The organism is Kitasatospora sp. NPDC017646 (genome assembly GCF_044329365.1).
GTDB lineage: Bacteria > Actinomycetota > Actinomycetes > Streptomycetales > Streptomycetaceae > Kitasatospora.
In genome coordinates this window covers 58,459-76,273 of sequence record NZ_JBIRJC010000009.1, presented here as the reverse complement: position 1 = coordinate 76,273, position 17,815 = coordinate 58,459, and the positions used below count along the sequence as shown (strand labels likewise).

Genomic DNA, 17,815 nt, shown 5'->3' with positions numbered 1-17,815 from the left:
GGGGGTGCGCCGTGTCGTTGTGGGGTGGTGTACTGACGGGGGTTAAGGCCCCAGTTTGGCTCGCGCGGGTGGTGGGGCGGGGGCCCGGGCGGGCGCCCCCGCGGGGGCCACGGTCGCGCCGGCGGGCGTCAGCAGGTCTGGTCGATCAGGGAGAACGTGGCGTAGTGGTCGCCGGTGTAGTAGTCCTCCTGGGAGGCCTCGCCGGTGATGATCCGGCGGGTGCCGCGGGTCGGGGCACCCGGGGTGATGACGGTGTACTCGTGGTAGTACCCGTACGACTGGGTGGGCAGGACGTCCTCTCTGTTCTGGAAGACCACGCCGTCCTGGGAGTACGGGAACGGCCCGTCCGAGGCGATCAGGTTCAGGGTGTCGGTGGCCTCCTGCGGGAGCGTGGACAGGCACACCGTGCCGCTCACGTCGGCGTGCGCCTGGGTGGCGACGGCGACGGGGGCGAGGGTCATCATGGCGACGGCGGTGATGGCGGCAGCGCGGGTCTTCCACGCGCGTAGAGTGCGGGTCATGCCAACAGTGTGTCGATCCACCGACAAGTCCGAAAGGCCTCCGAAAAGTTTTTACCGATGGGTAACTCCCGCTTCCCATCAGGGACTTGAGCTCTACGTCGCTTTCCGGTGACACACCGTCGGGACCGTCCACGAACCGCCCGCGCCGCCCTTGGGTCGACCGCCATCGAACAACTGCACGCCGCGCTGTCGGGCTGCTCACACCTTCACAGCACTCCCACAACGGCCGACCCGCGCCGCATAGAGTGACGGATCGGGTCGGACCGGAACGATCTCTGACGGGGTGGACATGGACGAGGGCACGGGCACGGGCACGGGCACCGGCACGAGCAGGGGCACCGGCACGAGCAGGGGTTCGACCGTCGGCAAGGGCGCGGCGCTGACCGCCCACCAGCTGATCGGACTGCTGGTCGACCCGGACGGCTTCCACCGCTGGGACGAGCCGCCGTCCGCGCCGCCCACCGATCCCGGCTACCGCGCCTCGCTCGACCGGGCCCGCGACCGCACCGGCCTGGACGAGGCCGTGCTCACCGGCCGCGGCCTGATCGACGGACGGCCGGTCGCCCTGGTCGCCTCCGAGTTCGGCTTCCTCGGCGGCTCGATCGGCGTCGCCACCGCCGAGCGGATCACCCGGGCCGTCGAGCGCGCCACCGCCGAGCGGCTTCCGCTGCTCGCGCTGCCCGTCTCCGGCGGCACCAGGATGCAGGAGGGCTCGGCGGCCTTCCTCTGCATGCTCCGCATCACCGCCGCGGTCCAGACCCACCGCGCGGCCGGCCTCCCCTACCTCACCTACCTGCGCAACCCGACCATGGGCGGGGTCTTCGCCTCCTGGGGCACCCTCGGCCAACTGGTCTTCGCCGAGCCGGGCGCCCGGCTCGGCTTCCTCGGCCCGCGGGTGTACGAGGAACTGCGCGGCGTGGAGCTGCCGGCCGACGTCCAGCTGGCCGAGACACTGGCCGAGCGCGGACTGGTGGACGCCGTGGTGCCGCCGCAGGAACTGCGCGAACTGCTCCGCCGCACGCTCGCCGTCCTCGGCACGACGCCTCTCCCTCGTACGGGTGCCGCTCCCTCTTACAGCGGTGTCACTCCGCCTTGCGGGGGTGTCACTCCATCCGGACACGCGGGTGCCGCTTCGTCCGGGCACGCGGGCTCTGCTTCGTCCGGACACGCGGGTGCCGCTTCGTCCGGCCGACCCGCCGGGAAGCCCGCCCCGCAGCCCGACGCCTGGGACTCCGTCCGCCGCACCCGCCGCCCCGACCGCCCCGGCACCCGCGAGCTGCTGCGCCGCACCGCCGAGGAGCTGGTACTGCTGGACGCGCCCGGCGGCCGCGACGGCGCACTGGTGCGGGCGCTCGCCGTGCTCGGCGGCCGGCCCGTCCTGGTGGTCGGCCAGCAGCGGCAGACTCCGGAGCACGAGCGCCCCTTCACCACCGCCGACCTGCGGGCCGTCCGGAACACCGCACGTCTGGCCGAGCAGCTGGGCCTGCCGCTGGTCACCGTGGTGGACACTGCCGGGGCCGAGCTGTCCGCGCGGGCCGAGCTGGACGGGATCGCGGTCGAGATCGCGCACTGCCTGACCACCCTGCTCGCGCTGCGCACCCCCGTCCTCGCCGTCCTGCTCGGCCAGGGCTCCGGCGGCGGTGCGCTGGCGCTGCTCCCCGCCGACCGGGTGCTCGCCGCCGGGCACGCCTGGCTGGCGCCGCTGCCGCCGGAGGGCGCCTCGGCCATCGTGCACCGGGACGGCGCCCACGCCGCCGAGCTGGCCCGGACCCAGGGCATCGGCGCCCACGACCTGGCGGAGGTCGGACTGGTGGACGAGGTGGTCCCCGAGCTGCCGGACGCCGCCGAGGAGCCGGAGGCCTTCTGCGCCCGCCTGGGAGCGGCGCTCGCCGCGACGCTCGGCGAGCTGGCCGCTACCGGCGGGACGGACCGGCTCGCCGCCCGAGCGCTGCGGCACCGGCGCCTCGGCGACCTCCGGTGACCTGAGGTGGGCCCGGAGCCGCGCACCGTCACCGGATCCTGTGGCGCCGGACACAGATCGTCAGTACTCAAAGTACTTCCATCGGACCGTCGGGTGACCGACGCGGCTCCCGACCGGTGAGTGCGCTCACAGAGGAATCACGGCTACGACGGGCGGTAGTGGTGGGTTCGGAGCGCCCTCCCCGCCCCCGGCCCCCTCACCCGCGCCCGACCGATCGGCAATCCGCCCAGCTCAGGAGCCATGAAGCGCCCCTGCCGGGCGCTCCTTCGAATCCACGGTCACTGCGACTCGTACGATCGCGCGTCGTAACGAGGGGGTCTTGGCGAGGGCCGATCCGGTCTGGCAACAATTGCTCTCGTCGTCAGCCGCACCGGCTCCTGTCCCGCCGGTGAACGGCTTACCGCCGAGTCGCGCCCCGCAACCGCAACGGCCCCTGTCCGGCCCGTGGTCCTGGGTGGGGCGCGACTCGGCCCAACCCGATTGAGGTCCTGTCTTACATGCCCGCTTTCAAGCTCCGTATGCGCACTTCCGCCGCGATCCTCGCCGGCGCCGCTGGTCTGACCGCCCTGGGTGCCGCCGTGGTCCCCGCCACCGCGAACGCCGCCACCGCCTCCCCGCGGGCCCTCGCCGCCAAGATGGTCCCGGCGAACCAGCTGGCCTCCTTCAGCCAGATCATCTCGCACGAGTCCGGCTGGAACGTGACCGCGACCAACCCGAGCTCGGGCTCGTACGGACTGGGCCAGGCGCTGCCGGCCTCCAAGATGGCCTCCGCCGGTCCCGACTGGCGGACCAACCCGGCCACCCAGATCAAGTGGGCGCTGAACTACATGAACACCCGCTACGGCAGCCCGAACGCCGCCTGGGCCTTCTGGCAGACCCACCACTGGTACTAAGCCGCCCGACCACCGGCGTACCGGCTTCCACCCGTCTCCTGACCATTTCCCCCTCACCCCGGGGGCCGGACAGGGACCACCGGGGTGACCCGACAGGGCCCGGGCCCGCGCGAACCGCGTGGCCCGGGCCCTGTCGCGCTTTCCCGCGCCGGCCGTCCGTCCGCCCGTCCGCCCGGAGGCCGCCTGCGGCCCGTTCGCGCTAGCGCTGCGGTTCCTCAGGGGCTACTCAGCAGCGGTTCGGCGGCGGCTCCTCGGCGGTTCAGAGCTCCCCGGTGAGCCCCAGAAGCTCCCGCATCCGCGCGTACTTGCCGACCAGCCGCTCGGCCGTCGCCCGGTCCAGCGCCGCCAGCCGAGCCGGGTCGGAGTTGTGCGCCAGGTCGGCGCGCTTGACCAGCAGCGCGCCGGGCGTGGCCAGGATGCGCGCGGTGTACGCCTCGACCGGCTCCTCCGGCCGCCGGGTGAGCGCGTCCACGATCGCCTTGGTCGCCTCCGGCAGGGCGGCCCCGGCCAGCCACTCCCGGCTCAGCCGACCGTCCTCGACGGTGTCGTGCAGCCAGCCCGCCGCGATCTGCGCCTCGCTGCCGCCGCGCTCCGCCGTCCCCCGGGCGACCGCGGCGATGTGCTCGCCGTACGGGTGGCCGTTCTTGTCCACCTGTCCCTCGTGCGCACGGCGCGCGATGGTCTCCACCTCGGACAGGCTCAGGTACTGATCATCCACCGGCTCATCGTAGGCCCGCCCGCCGAGGTGTCCTCCGGGTCCGTTCCCCCGGCCTCGCCGGTGGGCTCGGGAGGGGGCCCAGGAGTGGGGCACGGGAGGTGGGCCCGTAGCCGGCCCGGGGGTGGCGCGGCGGTGGGCCGGGGGTGGGCCCGTTGATCAACTCGTCGAACGCCACTGCTTTACTGCCTCCGGGGGGGTTCTCGGCGGTCTCGGTGGTCCTGGGCCCTCGGGCGGGCGACACCCGCCGCACCCGGCAGACCCGTACGAGCGATCCGAGGAACCATGCCCGCCCTCCATCCGCTGCTGTCCGCCTTCGCCCCGATCTGGGCCCTCACCGCGGTCGGCTACGTCGTCGCCCGCGCCGGGCTTATCGGACCGCAGGCGGAGATGGTGCTGACCCGCTACGTCTTCCACGTCGCGATGCCGGCCGCACTGTTCCTGATGATCGCCCGCACCCCGCTGGACCACTTCGCCAACCCGTCGATGCTCGCCTTCGTGGCCGGCGCCGCCGTCGCGACCGGCCTCGGGCTGCTCGCCGGGCGCGTGCTCTTCCGGCGCAAGCGCGGCGAACTGGCGATCGGCGCGATGGCCGCCGGTTACGTCAACTCCGCCAACCTCGGCATCCCGGTGACCATGCAGGTCGTCGGGGACGCCTCCTTCGTCGGACCGGTGATCCTCTTCCAGATCCTGCTCGTCACCCCGGCCGTCCTGGCCGTCCTGGACAGCGGTGCGGCCGGCCGCCGGGCCCTGCTCACCCTGCCGCTGCGCAACCCGATCCTGCTCGCCACCGCGCTCGGCGCCGTCGCCTCCGCCACCGGGCTGCACCTGCCCGCCGAGCTCCACCACTCCGCCGAACTGCTCGGCGGAGCCGGAGTGCCGACCGCCCTGGTCGCCCTCGGTATGTCGCTGCACAACCGGCCGCCCGCCGACGGCCTCTCCCGGCGCGCCGAGGTCGGGCTGACCGTCGCGATCAAGACCCTGGTCCAGCCGCTCGTCACCCTGGTCGTGGCCGGCCCGGTGCTCCACCTACCCACCCACCAGCTGCTGACCGTGGTGCTCTTCTCCGCCCTGCCGACCGCGCAGAACATCTACACCTATGCCCGCGAGTACGGACAGGGCACCGACCTCGCACGGGACACCGTGCTCTGGTCGACGCTGGTGTCGATGGTCACGCTGTCCGTGATCGCGTGGACGCTCGGGCCCGCGTAGCGCCCGGCCACCGCCGCGTCCTCACTCGTGCCGGGCGGCGGCGACCACGGAGGTCATCGCCTCCAGGAAGCGCCGGGCCGTCGCCAGCTCGGCCGGGTCGAACCGGCCCATCGCCGCGACCAGGTCCCCGATCAGACCGCCGAAGAAGCCCTGCCCCAGCTCCGTCGCCCGCTCCTCCACCACCAGCCGGACCTTGCGCCGGTCCGCCGGATCGCGCTCGCGGCGGATCAGCCCGAGCCGCTCCAGCCGGTCCACCAGGCCGGTGGTGCCCGCCGAGTTCAGCCGCAGCGCCTCCCCGAGCCGGCCGGGGGTGACCACCTCCCCGGCCCGGGCGGCGTCCAGCAGGTGGATCAGCGCCCGCAGATCGGTCGGGTGCAGACCGCTGCGGGCCGCGAACTCGGCCCCGAACAGGTCGAGTTCGACCGTCAGACCGCGCAGCAGATGGACCAGCCGCATCGGCTCCTCAACCTCGGACACCCTCTCGTCCTTCCTCGGGCACGTGTGTGCCATTATTCTCTCGTTCAGCGAGATACTTGTTCAGCGAGTGATTCAGCGACCGATCAAGCGAGCGGTCCCGTGCGTCGAACCGCTCGCGATCACACCACACCGCGGAGGCCCATCATGTCCGCCCGCACCGCCCCGTCCCACCCGCCGCGCCTTGCGCCCTTCCTCGCCGGGTACGACGCGCTGCTCGCCCGCTGGCCCGTCCCGGTCGAGCCGCTCACCGTCCGCACCGCCCACGGCACCACCCGGATCAACGCCTGCGGCCCCGCCGACGGTCACCCCCTCGTCCTGCTCCACGGCGGCGGCGCCACCTCCACCATGTGGTACGCCAACGCCGGCGCCTGGGCCGCGGCCGGCCACCGCGTCCTCGCCATCGACCTCATCGGCGACCCCGGGCGCAGCGTCCACGACGGCACCCCGCTCGGCGACGTCCCGGGCATGCTCGGCTGGATCGACGCCGTACTCGACGAACTGGGCGTCCGCACCGCCGACTTCTGCGCCCACTCGTACGGCGGCTGGATCGCCCTCGAATACACCCTGCACGCCCCCACCCGGGTCAGCCGCCTCGCCCTGCTCGACCCCACCCTGTGCTTCAGCGGCTACCGCCCCGGCTACCTCCTGCGCGCCCTGCCCCTCTTCCTCCCCCACCGCACCCCGGCCCGAGCCCGCAGCTACCTCGACTGGGAAGCCGCCGGTGCCTCCCCCACCGACCCCGACTGGCGCGAGCTCTACGCCCTCGGCTACGCCGACTTCCCCGCTTCCCCCGTCATCACCGGCCCCCGCCCCACCCCCGCCCGGCTCCACACCCTCACCACCCCCCTCCTCGCCCTCTACGCCGAACACTCCCGCGCCCACGACCCCCACCGCACCGCCGAGGCCACCCGCCACAGCCTCCCCCAGGCCACCGTGGCCACGATTCCGGGCGCCTCCCACCACAACCTCCCCATGACCGCCGCCCCCGCGGTCAACCAGCACGTCCTCGACTTCCTCACCCCGCCCTGCCCCTGACCGCTACCGCCACGCAGGAAGCCGACCCCACCGACTTCCTGAGCACACGCCCACTCACCCTCCCACCCCGAGGTCACCCGAGGCCCACACCACCGCGTGGGAAGTCGACCCCACCGACTTCCCACGCAAACTGCTCAGGGGGTGCGGCACGCGCCTGAAGGTGTTCACGCAGCAGGCCAGTTCGAGGAAGGCCTCGTGGATGTCGTCGCGGATGTCCCAGCGGATCCGCAGGAGCCGGAAACCGTGGATCCAGGCGGTTGGTCCGCTCGACGCCCCCGCACGACTCCGAGACCCGATCCGTGCGGAACACCTCGGCGAGCGATGACCTGCTCGGTGCCCCGCTTCCACAGCAGTTGGCGGTACGTGGCGAAGTCGTGGGCTGGCATCGCGCCGGGGTCGAAAACAGCGCGCGGAGCCCGCCGTCGGATCGGACTCTGTTACCTCGCCGTCCACCCAGTCGACCTACTCAACGAGCCGCTGGGTGAACAGCCATGGGCACCACCCGGTTCTGTTACCCCCTCCAAGCCACGAGGTGCGGTCCGCGCCGCTGCTCGGGTGGCGCGGGGTGGCCGTCTGACCCAGCCGCGAGGGCGGCGCGCCGTGCGCGGACTCGAGAGCCGGTCGCTGCGGGCCACCGGCACCTCGGCCGGATCAGCCGGCCAACCCCTGGAGCCGGACCCGGCGAAGCCGAAACCGCTCCCGGGGCGGCCGTGCCGGCACGGCCGCCCCGGGACCACGGACAACACCGGGCACCGGGCCTGCCGCTCGACGTGCCGAGCGCCTTCGGTCGGCCGTCAGTAGATCAGGTAGCCCGGGCGGTGTCCCTCGTCCTCGATCTCTCCGGTGGCCTGGGCCCGCAGCTTGCGGGAGAGTTCCTCGAGGGCCCGGGAGGCCGCGACCTCCTCGCCGATCCTGGCGAGCGGACGGTCCTCCGCGCTCTTCTCGGCCTCGCCGTGCGCGTTCAAGCCCGGCGCCCTCGCGCCCGTCAACCGGGCGTCGCACGTCGTGTGGACTCCGTCTTCGTCGAAGCTCAGCTCCACATCCCACTGGTTGTGCATGCCACACCTCCTGGCGCCGGCCCCCCGTCACGCCGGTTCGGGCCGACCAGGGCGGTGGGCCCGTGGCGACCGCTCACACCAGCGTGCGCCCGCCCCACCCGTGGCGGCAAGCGCGGCAGTTGCCGCGAGGACCGGCCCGGGACCGCCGTGTCCGATCGTCCCGGCCGCCGCCCGGCGGTACGCTGACGGGAGCGCGCCGCGACCGCAGACCCCACCCGGACCCGCCGGCGCGGCGCGGGGCAGCGACAACCTGGTGGTCCCTCCGTGGCGGTCTTCCTCCTCGCTCTGAGCGCGGCCTGCTGTCTGGGACTCGGCTTCGTCCTCCAGCAGCACGCGGCGCAACGGGCCCCCCGTTCCGACCTGCTGCGCTGGCGCCTGCTGCTGGACCTGATGCGGATGCCCGAGTGGCTGCTCGGCACCGGTTTCATGGTCAGCGGTCTCCTCCTCTCCGCGCTCGCGCTCAACCAGGGCGAGGTGTCGCTGGTCGAGCCGCTGCTCGCGACCAACCTGCTCTTCGCGATGGCGCTCTCCCGGGTACTGACGCGTCAGACCCTCGGCCGCTCCGGCTGGGCCGGCGTGCTGCTGCTGGGCCTCGGGGTGACGGCGTTCATCGTGGCCGGGCAGCCGACCGGGGGCGGTGCACCGGCCGGGGAACTGCGCCACTGGCTGGTGGTGGGCACGGTGGTCGGGCTGACCCTGCTGCTGGTCACGCTCGCCCGACGGCTACCCCTGTTCGAGGAGGCCACCCTGCTGGCACTCGCCGCCGGACTGCTCTACGGCCTCCAGGACGCGCTGACCCGCACCACCACCCAACGCCTCGACCACAGCGGGCTGGCGGTGGTGCTGCGCACCTGGCAGCCGTACGCGGTGGTGGCGGCGGGCGTGGTCGGGCTGCTGCTTGTGCAGAGCGCCTTCGAAGCCGCCCCGCTGCGGATGTCCCTGCCCGCGCTGACCGCCGCCCAGCCGGTGGCCGGGATCGCCTGCGCCGTAGGGTTCCTCGGAGACCGGCTGCGCGTCACGCCGGGCGCCCTGGCTTGGCAGGCCGCCGGGCTGGTGGCGATCGTGGTCGGGGTGATCGTGATCGGCCGGCATCCGGCGATGCCCGGCAGCGTCCGGGAAGCCCTGGAGAGCATCGGGGTCCCACCGGAGGACGAGTCGGCCGGCGGTGACGTCGGCCCGGACCGGGGCGACAGCGGTGTCGGCCGCCGCATCGGCGAGGGTGACGACGATGGCGGTAGCGAGGGCGAGGGCGAGGGCGGCGGGAAGCGCCTCAAGCGCAGCCGTGACGGCGACGGTGGCCGCGGCGCTGACGCCGGCTCCCACGCCGACGCGAACGGGAAGAGCGAGTAGGCGGACCGATGTGCTGGAGCGCCCAGGCGGACGCCATGGTCGGAGTGGCGGTCGCGGGCGTCGGTGTGGCCTGCCTCGTGCGCGCCCGACGGCCGGGGCGACCGCAGCGCCTGCCGCTCGCCGCGCTCCCACTGGTGCTGGGCATACACCAGCTGATCGAGGCGCTGGTCTGGCTCGGCGCGGACGGGGAACTCCCGTCGGCCCTCGCCGTGGCAGCCCGCACCGCCTGGGCGGTGATCGCTCTGCCCCTGCTGCCCGTCCTGGTCCCCACCGGAGTGTGGTGCGCGGCCCGTGAACCCGGGCACCCGGCCGGACCCGACCGCCGCCGCGCGTGCTCGCCCTTCTGACCCTGGTGGGCGCAGCGGTCGCGATTCCGCTCGCGGCCGCGGTGGCTGCCCACCCGGTGACGGCCAACCCGCGCGGTCACACCCTCGGCTACACCGTCGGCATCCCGCACCCGGCCCTCCTGCTCGCCGGCTATCTCGTGTCCACGGTCGGCTCCCTCCTCGTCAGTGGCGACCGTCTGCCCCGCCGCCTCGGCCTGCTCACCGGAGCGGGCGCCGACCTCTGCGCCTTGCTCTGGCGGTTCGCGTTCATCTTCACCTGGTGTGCCCTCGCGGCCCTGGCCAGCCTCCTGCTCCTCCACTGGGCGGGACACCCGCCCACGAGCCGTTGATGAACGGCGGTTCTCGGCTCGCCCGATCGCATCCCGTCGCTCGATGCCCGCCCGCTACGGCCGTGCCGTCTCCAACCCGACCTCCGCGCCCTCCGTCACCTGCTCATCGGCCTCAGCGCTCACGTGCCCGCGCTGGCGGTCCATCTTCCGCCACTCCGGCCGCAGGCCGGTCAACGTGGTGGTGGCGAAGTAGAGGACCCCGGCCGTGAGCAGGCCGGGTATCAGGCCCACCAGAGCGACGGCCGCGCCCGCGAGGAGGCCGCCGAGGGGAATCCCGGTCCAGGCCAGGGAATCACTCAGGGCGTGAACTCGGCCCAGCAGGTGGCGGGGCACCCGTTCGAAGAGGACCGCGCCGAGGATCGGGTTGAGGAAACCGGCGCCGAAGCCGCCCACCGCGAAGACCGCGACCACCGCCCACATCGGCACGTCCAACGCGAGCACCAGGTAGCGCGGCGCCCCGGCGAGCAGGAAGCCGACGAAGAAGACCGTACGGCGGGGCAGCCGGTGGGCGAGTGCCGCCGCGATCAGGCTGCCGGCCACAGCGGTGACGCCCAGGACACTGCCGATCAGCCCGAGCGCGGCCGGACCGTGGCCGGACTCCTGGGCCCAGACCGGGAGCAGGACGGTCGAGAACCCGGCGTCGAGCAGGTTGGTGACGCCGACCATGACGGTCACGGTGAGCAGCAGCGGCTCGGTCCGGAGGAAACCGAAACCCTCCCGGAACATCCGCCAGTAGCCGCCGCGCTGGTCCGGCTCGACCGGGACCACAGCCGCGTCCGGCCCGGGGGCCGGGACCGGGACCGGGACCGCCGAGCGCCCCATCCCCGCCGGCAGCGCGAGGGCGATGATCAGCGACCCGAGCGCGAAGGTGCCCGCGTTGACCGCCAACCCGGCCAGCGGCCCCACCAGCGCGACCAGCCCGCCACCGACCGCCGGGCCGATCGTGGAGGCCAGCCGTTCGGTGACGCCGGACAGCCCGGTGGCCCGTTCCATCGGTACCCGGGCGTGGTCGGCCGCCTCCGGGACCATGACCGACTTGGCCAGGTCCCCCGGCCCGCGCATCGCACCGATCACCGCCACCATCGCCAGCAGCATCCAGAACGGCAGCAACCCCTGGGCGTGCAGCAGCGGGACCAACCCGGCCGCGACGGCGCTCACCGCGTCCGTCGTCCAGGACACGACGCGCGGCCCCAGCCGGTCGACCAGTGGTCCGGTCAGCGCCTTGACCAGGACGTACGGCGTCATCTCGGCGAAGGCGACGATGCCGGTCAGGGTGGCGCTGCCCGTGGTGGCCAGCACGAACCAGGGCAGGGCGATGGCCGAGACCCGTGTCCCGGTCAGGGACACCACCGTGGCTGCGAGCACCCCGACCAGCGGACGCAGGCTGCGCACCGGCGGAACGGCACCGGTGGTCATCCGGCTCTCCCCTCGCCCGCATCGGACGGCCCCTGCGCGTCGGGCAGCACGTGGACCACCACGGAGACCTGCTCGCTGCCCTCCGGCACCGGCCCCTCGGCGCCGACCCGGCGGTAGCGCCCGAGGACCGCGGACAGCTCGGCGGTCAGCTGCTCGGCCTCGGCCGGAGTGATCTGCAGCAGCATGTCGCTGAAGTCGACCACCTTGCGCCACTCCCTGGGCATCGTCTCGAAGGAGTCGAGCACGCGCTGCCCGGTCAGGGTGTGGCCGGCCAGGACGGCGCGCAGGAAGCCGACTGCCGTCTCCGGCTCCTCGTCCGCCATGTCCTCCCCCGTCCAGACCGTCATCCGGTGCGCCGAACGCCACCACCGCTCCCGGGCGTTGCCGCGCTCCGTGTCCTCCTCCACGAAGCCCGCGGCGGCGAGCTGGCGCAGGTGGTAGCTGGTCGCTCCGGAGTTGAGCCCCAGCTGCTCGGCGAGCCTGGTCGCCGTGGACGGGCCGTGCTTGCGCAGCAGCCCGACCAGCTGCATCCGCACGGGGTGGGCCATCGCTTTCATGCCCTTGGCAGTGAGGACGACGTGCGGGTCTTCACTGTGCATCCAGCCGCGGTCTTCGGTCATGGCCAGGAGCCTAGAACCACAAAGAGAACTTTGCAAAGGGATTTTTGCGAACGCTTCTTCGTGATCGCCGGACGGGCCCGCCGACCGGCCCTGCCCCGCCGGTCGACGGGCCGCCCACCCGCCGCTCGGCGGGGGCCGGGGCCCGGTTCGCGTCCCCGAGCCGGATTGTCACCCGAGCGGAGGAAGAGCAGGCTGGCAGCAGGGCCCGGGAAGCGGCCCGCCCCGGTCGGCCGCGGACTCGATGACGGCCGCCGGTCAGGCACGAGGGGCAGGGCAATGGCACGCGGGAAGCTCTGGGGCTACGTCGCTTCGGGGGCCCGGGCGCTCGGCGCGCTCGGCGGCGCGGGCGGCACGGGCAGCGCCGCACGCAAGGGCGGTGCGGACACGCCGGAGGGACTCGGGCCGTACCCGCCGATCACCATGGCCGGGCCGAGGACGCTGTCCCGGACGGAGCTCGCCCAGCTGCACTGGACCGGACGGCAGGCCGGGTGCGAACCGCAGGCGCGGCACGTCCAGGTCGCCGAGGTGGTGCGCCGGGTGGTGCGCGGCGGCGGTCGGGCGGCGGCCGTCACGGCCCGGTTGGCTCCCGGGCTGCCGGTGGTGGCCGGGGACGCCCGCCGGATGGAGGCCGCGGTGGCCGGGCTGGTCGACCATGCGATCCGGCGCAGCCCGCTGGGTGGTCGGGTGCTGGTCCGTGCGGACATCAGGCGCACCGGGCCGACGCCGCCCCGGACCGGTTCCGGGCGGGGCACGACCGCGCACGGCCGGGAGCGCGTGGAGATACGAATATCCGACCGGGGGACGTACGAGCCGCCCGAGGCCCGGGAGCGGCTGCTCGCGGGCGTGCGGGCCGCAGGGCCGGTCGGTCCGGCGCTGCACAGCCTGGTACTGGCGGCGGGCGGGCGGATCTCGGTCGAGCCGACGCCCGGCGGCGGCCTGACCGTGGTGCTGCTGCTCACGGTCGCCTACGAATGACCGGCCGGCGACCGGTGCGCGGCACCCCCTACGGCCATGCCCCGCACGGTCACGCCCCGCACGGTCACGCCCCGCACGGTCACGCGGCGAACAGCGGCCGCCGAACCTAGACTTGCCCCATGCCCCGGCTCAACGACCAGGTCGGAGAACTGCTCCAGGAGTACGCCGACCTGATCAACATCACCGGCGGGGACGCCTTCAGGGCCCGCGCCTACGAGAAGGCCGCCCGAGCCGTCGGCGGCCACCCCGAGGACCTGGCCGACCTGGACCTCAAGGGTCTGCAGCAGATCCCCGGCGTCGGCAAGTCCACCGCCGAGAAGATCGCCGAGTACCTCGCCACCGGACGGATCCCCGCGCTGGAGTCCCTGCGCGCCAGGATCCCGTCCGGCGTACGGGAGATGATGGCCGTCCCCAGCGTCGGCCCCAAGCGCGCCCTCGCCCTCTACCGCGACCTCGGCATCGCCTCCGTGGACGAACTCGCCGGGGCGATCCGCGCCGACAGGCTGACCGGCGTGGCCGGCTTCGGCGAACGCAGCGGCGAGAAGATCCTGCACGGAATCGAGCTGATGCGGCAGTCCGGCGGGCGGACCCTCCTCGACACCGCCACCGAGCTGGCCGAGCAACTGGTCGAGGCGCTCTCCGCCGTCCCCGGCTGCACCCGCTGCGCGTACGCGGGTTCGCTGCGCCGGATGCGCGAGACGGTGGGCGACATCGACGTGCTGGCGACCGCCGTCGACTCCGCCCCGCTGATGGCCGCGCTCACCGAACTCCCTTACGTGGCCGAGGTGATCGGCAGCGGGCCGACCAAGACCTCGGTCCTGACCACCCAGGGGATCCAGGTGGACCTGCGGGTCGTCCCGGAGGAGGACTGGGGCGCCGCGCTCGTCTATTTCACCGGCTCGAAGGCACACAACATCAAGCTGCGCACGATGGCGGTGCGGGCCGGACTGAAGCTCTCCGAGTACGGCCTGTTCGAGGTCGACGGCTCCGCCGGGAAGGGCGGGAAGGGCGCGAAGAAGGGCAGCGGCCAGGGCGCGAGAACGGAAGGCGCCAAGGTGGTGTCCGCGACCGAGGACGAGGTGTACGCGGCCCTCGGGCTGCCCTGGATCCCGCCGACGCTGCGCGAGGACCGCGGCGAGATCGAGGCCGCGCTGAACGGTGAACTCCCGGACCTCATCGAGGAGTCGGACCTGCGCGGTGACCTGCACACCCACACCGATCTGACCGACGGGCTGGCCACCCTCACGGAGATGATCGACACGGCCGCCGCCCGCGGCTACTCCTACTACGCCGTCACCGACCACGCGCCGGACCTCGTGATGCAGCGGATGACCGACGAGAAGATGCTCGCCCAGCGCGAGGAGCTGCGCCGACTCGCCGACCGCCACAAGAAGTTGCGCCTGCTGCACGGCACCGAGTTGAACATCGGCCCGGACGGCGGGGTGGACTGGCCGCCCGAGTTCCTGGCCGGCTTCGACGTCTGCGTGGCCTCCGTGCACTCGCACTTCAACCTCGACCGCGCCGCCCAGACCCGCCGGTTGGTCCGCGCCTGCGAGAACCCGTACGTCCACATCATCGGCCACCTCACCACCCGCCGGATCGGTCGGCGCGGACCGATCGACGTCGACCTGGACGCGGTGTTCCAGGCCGCCGCGCGCACCGGCACCGCGATCGAGATCAACAGCTCCCCGCAGCGGCTCGACCTGCGCGACGAGGACGTCCTGCGGGCCAAGCGGCACGGCGTGCGCTTCTCGATCGACAGCGACGCCCACGCCACCGGCCACCTCGCCTACCCGCGCTTCGGCATCGGTACGGCCCAACGCGGCTGGCTCACCGCGGAGGACGTGATCAACGCCTGGACGTGGCAGAAGCTGAAGCGCTTCCTCCGCAAGGACGCACTACTTCCGTAGTACTACGGAAGTAGCGCAACGGAATCCCTTGGTGCGCCCACCGGCACCCGCCGGCTGGCACCACCCGGCTAGCACCCGCCGAGCGAAGCCCCCGGCGAGCCCAGCACCCGGGCCGCACTGCGGTGCCCGAGCCCGGCCGCTGACCGCAGGTCACCGCCGTCCAGGAACCCGGCCAGGAAACCCGCCGCGAAGGCGTCCCCGGCCCCGGTGAGGTCGCGCACCTCTGCGACCGGCGGCACCGGGACGGTGAACAGGCACTCGCCCGGCACGTCGACCGTCGTCGGCTCGGCACCCGACTTGGTGACCACCGTCGTGGTCGCCAGCCGGACGCGCTCGGACCCCGGCAGGCCGTCCACCAGCAACCCGAGGAAGGCGGACTCGGAGCGGTTGGCGAACACGAAGGTCGGCGCCAACTCCGCCAGCAGGGCGAGGAACCGCTCCCGTCCGAACTGCTCCAGCATGCCGGTGGAGGAGGCGTCCACCGAGGTGGTACCGCCCGCCCGCCGGACCCGGGCGAGCGCGTCGACCGCCGTCCGGCCGACTGGCTCGCCGTCGAAGGAGTACGCCGGCACGTGTAGGTGGGTCAGGCCGGTCAGCCACTCGTCCGGAACGCGTTCCAGCAGCTTGGCCGCGCCGCGATCGGGCAGCATCGTGCGCTCGCCGTCCGGGTCGATCAGCACCACGATGCTGCCGGTCCGGCCGTGCCGCTGCACCCGTACGTCCACGCCGTGGCCACCGAGTTCGGCGACGATGCCGTCCCCGACGGCGTCCGCGCCGACGCAGCCGAGGAAGCGGACCGGGACCCGTCCGGCGGCGAAGCAGGCGACGTTGGCCGCGCTGCCGCCGCGCCGGCGGAACACCCGGGCACCGGAGTCGGTGCCGTGGCGCAGCGGGCCGTCGGCCCAGACCACGATGTCCTCGACGAGGTCACCGAGCACCCCGAGCACGGGTCAGGCCCCGGTGGACGCTGCGGCGGACCCACCGGCCCGGGCCGCCAGGGCGGTGGCGATCTCGCCGCCGAGGCGGACGTTGCCGCGGTAGACCTCGACGTTGACCTCCAGGCTGCGACCGTCGGTGTCGCGCTGGATGTGGTCGAGCAGGAACGGGGTGGAGGCGTTGCCGGTGATGCCCCGGCGCTCGGCCTCGGCCCAGGCGCGGGCCAGGATGCCGTCCAGCTCCTCCGGCGGCAGCTGCTTGGCGGGGTCGACCGGGTTGGCGATCAGGACGGCCTGCGGGAGGCCGAGCCGGTCGCGGGCGTCGATGACCCCGGCGGCCTCCTCGGGAGAACGGACGGCGAAGTTGACCTCGTGGCCGGAGTCGGTGACGTAGAAGCCGGGGTACTTGGTGGTGCGGTAGCCGATGACCGGGATGTTGAGGGTCTCGAAGCGCTCCAGGGTGGCCCGGATGTCGAGGATGGACTTCACGCCGGCGCTGATCACGGTGACCGGGGTGGCGGCCAGCGTGGTCAGGTCGGCGGACTCGTCGAAGCTCTCAGAGGCGCCGAAGTGGACGCCGCCGAGGCCGCCGGTGGAGAAGACCCGCACACCCGCGCGGTGGGCGAGGAAGGCGGTGGCGGCGACGGTGGTGCCGCCGTGGCGGCCGAGCGCGGCGACCACGGGCAGGTCGCGCAGGCTGACCTTGTCCAGGCCGTCGGTAGCGGCCAGTTCGGTGATCTGCCCGGTGTTCAGGCCGACCGTGGGAACGCCCGCGTGCACGCCGATGGTCGCCGGAACGACGCCCGCCCCGCGCAACTGCTCCTCGGCCTCCAGGGCGACCGCCAGGTTGCGGGGCCGCGGCAGGCCGTGGGTGAAGATCGTCGACTCCAGGGCGACCACGGGACGGCCGTCGGCGACGGCCTGCGCGACCTCCTCGGAGATCCGGATGGCGGGGGTGCCGGCGGTGCCGGCGGTGCTGACGGGCAGTCCGGTCATGATGCGAGCTCCCTGTGAGATGCCACTGCGGTGGGGCAACACGACGATCAGCGTAGGGACGGTCCGGATCGGAAACCAGAATGAGTCCCGGGGCTTCCGATAGGCGTTCGCCTATCGGTTCGCACTAGGCTGATCGCCATGGGCTTCACCTTGCGTCAGTTGGAGGTCTTCCTGGCCGTCGCCGAGACGCTGCACTTCGGCCGGGCGGCCGAGCGGCTGCACATCTCCCAGCCGACGGTCAGCCAGGAGGTCGCCCGACTGGAGCGGACCGTCGGCGTCGAACTGTTCGACCGCAGCCGCCGCTCGGTCGCGCTGACCGGGGCCGGCGAGGTGATGGCCACCGAGAGCGCTCGGCTGCTCGAACAGGCGGGGGCACTGCTGACCCGGGTCCGGCTGCACGAGGAGTCCCGGCTGGGGACGGCCCGGATCGTCGCCTCGCCGAGCGTGGTGAACCGGCTGCTGCCCGCCGTGGTCAGCCGCGCCGAGCAGGAGCTGCCCTCGCTCGACACCGCCGAACTCGCCGTCGACACCGGGCAGGTCTCGGCCACCCTGGCCGGCGAACTCGCCGACATCGGTCTCGGCCGCTTCCTGGAGGACGCGCCCGGTTACCGGCTGGAGCGGATCGCCGACGAGCCGGTCCTGGTCGCCGTCGGCCGGGACCACCCGCTGGCCGCACGGGCGAGTCTGCGACTGACCGAACTGCGCGACCTGCCACTGCTGTTGTGGCCGCGCGAGCAACACCCCCGGTACTACGACCACGTGCTCGGCCTGTGCGCGGAGCACGGCGTCGACCCGCCGGTGCTGGTCAGCCCGCCACGGATCGTCGGCTCCCGGCTCTACCTGCTCGCCCGCAACCGCGCCTTCTCGCTGGTGCCCGGCTCGATGACCGGCCACCTCACCGAGGACGTGGCCACCGTACGGCTGGAGGGGCGGGCCACCCTGCCGCTGGAGATGCAGTGGCGCACGGACGACCGGCGGCCCCCGCTGGCGACGCTGCGCGACGTGATCCGGCAGGAGGCGGCGAAGTTGGAGGACCGGTAGGAGC

At 73.6% G+C, this 17,815-nt stretch carries 17 protein-coding genes and 1 pseudogene; 10 read left to right on the top strand and 8 right to left on the bottom strand.

Annotation, left to right across the window (positions count from 1 at the left end; translation table 11 throughout):
* Nucleotides 1-128 precede the first annotated feature (128 nt).
* Entirely contained in the window at nucleotides 129-464 is a 336-nt protein-coding gene (locus tag ACH4J0_RS16495) for a ribonuclease (protein ID WP_396240942.1), read from the bottom strand.
* A gap of 346 nt (nucleotides 465-810) precedes the next feature.
* On the opposite strand from ACH4J0_RS16495, the gene ACH4J0_RS16490 reads away from it, so the two are divergent.
* Nucleotides 811-2,502, top strand: coding sequence for a carboxyl transferase domain-containing protein (locus tag ACH4J0_RS16490; protein WP_396240596.1), 1,692 nt, complete (start codon nucleotides 811-813; stop codon nucleotides 2,500-2,502).
* A 518-nt stretch (nucleotides 2,503-3,020) separates the two neighbouring features.
* A complete protein-coding gene (locus ACH4J0_RS16485) occupies nucleotides 3,021-3,395 on the top strand; it encodes a transglycosylase SLT domain-containing protein (protein WP_396240594.1) in 375 nt (124 codons plus the stop codon).
* A 259-nt stretch (nucleotides 3,396-3,654) separates the two neighbouring features.
* Here ACH4J0_RS16485 and ACH4J0_RS16480 read toward each other — a convergent pair whose 3' ends face one another.
* Nucleotides 3,655-4,113, bottom strand: a complete 459-nt coding sequence (locus tag ACH4J0_RS16480; protein WP_396240592.1) for an HD domain-containing protein — start codon at nucleotides 4,111-4,113, stop codon at nucleotides 3,655-3,657.
* Between the two features lie 282 nt (nucleotides 4,114-4,395).
* On the opposite strand from ACH4J0_RS16480, the gene ACH4J0_RS16475 reads away from it, so the two are divergent.
* The gene (locus ACH4J0_RS16475) at nucleotides 4,396-5,322 is read left to right on the top strand and encodes an AEC family transporter (protein WP_396240590.1); all 927 of its coding nucleotides are present in this window, start codon (nucleotides 4,396-4,398) and stop codon (nucleotides 5,320-5,322) included.
* A 21-nt stretch (nucleotides 5,323-5,343) separates the two neighbouring features.
* Here ACH4J0_RS16475 and ACH4J0_RS16470 read toward each other — a convergent pair whose 3' ends face one another.
* Nucleotides 5,344-5,778, bottom strand: coding sequence for a MarR family winged helix-turn-helix transcriptional regulator (locus tag ACH4J0_RS16470; RefSeq protein ID WP_396240940.1), 435 nt, complete (start codon nucleotides 5,776-5,778; stop codon nucleotides 5,344-5,346).
* 165 nt (nucleotides 5,779-5,943) lie between these two features.
* Here ACH4J0_RS16470 and ACH4J0_RS16465 point away from each other — a divergent pair, with 165 nt between their 5' ends.
* Nucleotides 5,944-6,834 carry an alpha/beta fold hydrolase gene (locus tag ACH4J0_RS16465; RefSeq protein ID WP_396240588.1) on the top strand — a complete coding sequence of 297 codons (891 nt, stop codon included), beginning with the start codon at nucleotides 5,944-5,946 and terminating at the stop codon, nucleotides 6,832-6,834.
* 794 nt (nucleotides 6,835-7,628) lie between these two features.
* Here ACH4J0_RS16465 and ACH4J0_RS16460 read toward each other — a convergent pair.
* Entirely contained in the window at nucleotides 7,629-7,892 is a 264-nt protein-coding gene (locus ACH4J0_RS16460) for a dsRBD fold-containing protein (RefSeq protein WP_396240586.1), read from the bottom strand.
* A gap of 264 nt (nucleotides 7,893-8,156) precedes the next feature.
* Between ACH4J0_RS16460 and ACH4J0_RS16455 the strand changes: the two are divergent.
* The 3 genes and pseudogenes from ACH4J0_RS16455 to ACH4J0_RS16445 form a co-directional block, all read left to right on the top strand.
* A pseudogene (locus ACH4J0_RS16455) lies at nucleotides 8,157-8,996 on the top strand (DMT family transporter); the annotation flags it as partial.
* 254 nt (nucleotides 8,997-9,250) lie between these two features.
* A complete protein-coding gene (locus tag ACH4J0_RS16450; RefSeq protein ID WP_396240584.1) occupies nucleotides 9,251-9,589 on the top strand; it encodes a DUF6629 family protein in 339 nt (112 codons plus the stop codon).
* Nucleotides 9,574-9,918, top strand: coding sequence for a DUF6629 family protein (locus ACH4J0_RS16445; protein WP_396240582.1), 345 nt, complete (start codon nucleotides 9,574-9,576; stop codon nucleotides 9,916-9,918). Before ACH4J0_RS16450 ends, ACH4J0_RS16445 begins: the two co-directional genes overlap by 16 nt.
* 54 nt (nucleotides 9,919-9,972) lie before the next feature.
* Here the strand turns inward: ACH4J0_RS16445 and ACH4J0_RS16440 are convergent, their stop codons facing one another.
* Both ACH4J0_RS16440 and ACH4J0_RS16435 read right to left on the bottom strand, forming a co-directional pair.
* Nucleotides 9,973-11,334: an MFS transporter gene (locus ACH4J0_RS16440; protein WP_396240580.1), complete on the bottom strand. Its 1,362-nt coding sequence runs from the start codon at nucleotides 11,332-11,334 to the stop codon at nucleotides 9,973-9,975.
* Nucleotides 11,331-11,954 carry an ArsR/SmtB family transcription factor gene (locus ACH4J0_RS16435; protein ID WP_396240578.1) on the bottom strand — a complete coding sequence of 208 codons (624 nt, stop codon included), beginning with the start codon at nucleotides 11,952-11,954 and terminating at the stop codon, nucleotides 11,331-11,333. Before ACH4J0_RS16435 ends, ACH4J0_RS16440 begins: the two co-directional genes overlap by 4 nt.
* A gap of 276 nt (nucleotides 11,955-12,230) precedes the next feature.
* Here ACH4J0_RS16435 and ACH4J0_RS16430 point away from each other — a divergent pair, with 276 nt between their 5' ends.
* Nucleotides 12,231-12,929, top strand: a complete 699-nt coding sequence (locus ACH4J0_RS16430; protein WP_396240576.1) for a sensor histidine kinase — start codon at nucleotides 12,231-12,233, stop codon at nucleotides 12,927-12,929.
* Between the two features lie 119 nt (nucleotides 12,930-13,048).
* Nucleotides 13,049-14,839 (top strand): DNA polymerase/3'-5' exonuclease PolX, encoded by a 1,791-nt coding sequence (gene polX / locus ACH4J0_RS16425; RefSeq protein ID WP_396240574.1) that lies wholly within the window; start codon nucleotides 13,049-13,051, stop codon nucleotides 14,837-14,839.
* A gap of 68 nt (nucleotides 14,840-14,907) precedes the next feature.
* On the opposite strand, the gene ACH4J0_RS16420 is transcribed toward polX, so the two are convergent.
* Complete coding sequence (locus ACH4J0_RS16420) at nucleotides 14,908-15,786, bottom strand: carbohydrate kinase family protein (RefSeq protein ID WP_396240572.1); 879 nt, start codon at nucleotides 15,784-15,786, stop codon at nucleotides 14,908-14,910.
* 3 nt (nucleotides 15,787-15,789) lie between these two features.
* Nucleotides 15,790-16,770, bottom strand: a complete 981-nt coding sequence (locus tag ACH4J0_RS16415; protein ID WP_396240570.1) for a pseudouridine-5'-phosphate glycosidase — start codon at nucleotides 16,768-16,770, stop codon at nucleotides 15,790-15,792.
* Nucleotides 16,771-16,908: 138 nt separating this feature from the next.
* Between ACH4J0_RS16415 and ACH4J0_RS16410 the strand changes: the two genes are divergently transcribed.
* Nucleotides 16,909-17,811 carry a LysR family transcriptional regulator gene (locus tag ACH4J0_RS16410; RefSeq protein ID WP_396240568.1) on the top strand — a complete coding sequence of 301 codons (903 nt, stop codon included), beginning with the start codon at nucleotides 16,909-16,911 and terminating at the stop codon, nucleotides 17,809-17,811.
* The last annotated feature ends 4 nt before the right edge of the window (nucleotides 17,812-17,815 follow it).

Coding starts and splice junctions, on each gene's coding strand:
- ACH4J0_RS16490 (WP_396240596.1), top strand. CDS start 811: ATGGACGAGGGCACGGGCACGGGCACGGGCACCGGCACGAGCAGGGGC.
- ACH4J0_RS16440 (WP_396240580.1), bottom strand. CDS start 11,334: ATGACCACCGGTGCCGTTCCGCCGGTGCGCAGCCTGCGTCCGCTGGTC.
- ACH4J0_RS16460 (WP_396240586.1), bottom strand. CDS start 7,892: ATGCACAACCAGTGGGATGTGGAGCTGAGCTTCGACGAAGACGGAGTC.
- ACH4J0_RS16465 (WP_396240588.1), top strand. CDS start 5,944: ATGTCCGCCCGCACCGCCCCGTCCCACCCGCCGCGCCTTGCGCCCTTC.
- polX (WP_396240574.1), top strand. CDS start 13,049: ATGCCCCGGCTCAACGACCAGGTCGGAGAACTGCTCCAGGAGTACGCC.
- ACH4J0_RS16475 (WP_396240590.1), top strand. CDS start 4,396: ATGCCCGCCCTCCATCCGCTGCTGTCCGCCTTCGCCCCGATCTGGGCC.
- ACH4J0_RS16430 (WP_396240576.1), top strand. CDS start 12,231: ATGGCACGCGGGAAGCTCTGGGGCTACGTCGCTTCGGGGGCCCGGGCG.
- ACH4J0_RS16410 (WP_396240568.1), top strand. CDS start 16,909: ATGGGCTTCACCTTGCGTCAGTTGGAGGTCTTCCTGGCCGTCGCCGAG.
- ACH4J0_RS16485 (WP_396240594.1), top strand. CDS start 3,021: ATGCGCACTTCCGCCGCGATCCTCGCCGGCGCCGCTGGTCTGACCGCC.
- ACH4J0_RS16435 (WP_396240578.1), bottom strand. CDS start 11,954: ATGACCGAAGACCGCGGCTGGATGCACAGTGAAGACCCGCACGTCGTC.
- ACH4J0_RS16470 (WP_396240940.1), bottom strand. CDS start 5,778: ATGCGGCTGGTCCATCTGCTGCGCGGTCTGACGGTCGAACTCGACCTG.
- ACH4J0_RS16495 (WP_396240942.1), bottom strand. CDS start 464: ATGATGACCCTCGCCCCCGTCGCCGTCGCCACCCAGGCGCACGCCGAC.
- ACH4J0_RS16450 (WP_396240584.1), top strand. CDS start 9,251: ATGTGCTGGAGCGCCCAGGCGGACGCCATGGTCGGAGTGGCGGTCGCG.
- ACH4J0_RS16415 (WP_396240570.1), bottom strand. CDS start 16,770: ATGACCGGACTGCCCGTCAGCACCGCCGGCACCGCCGGCACCCCCGCC.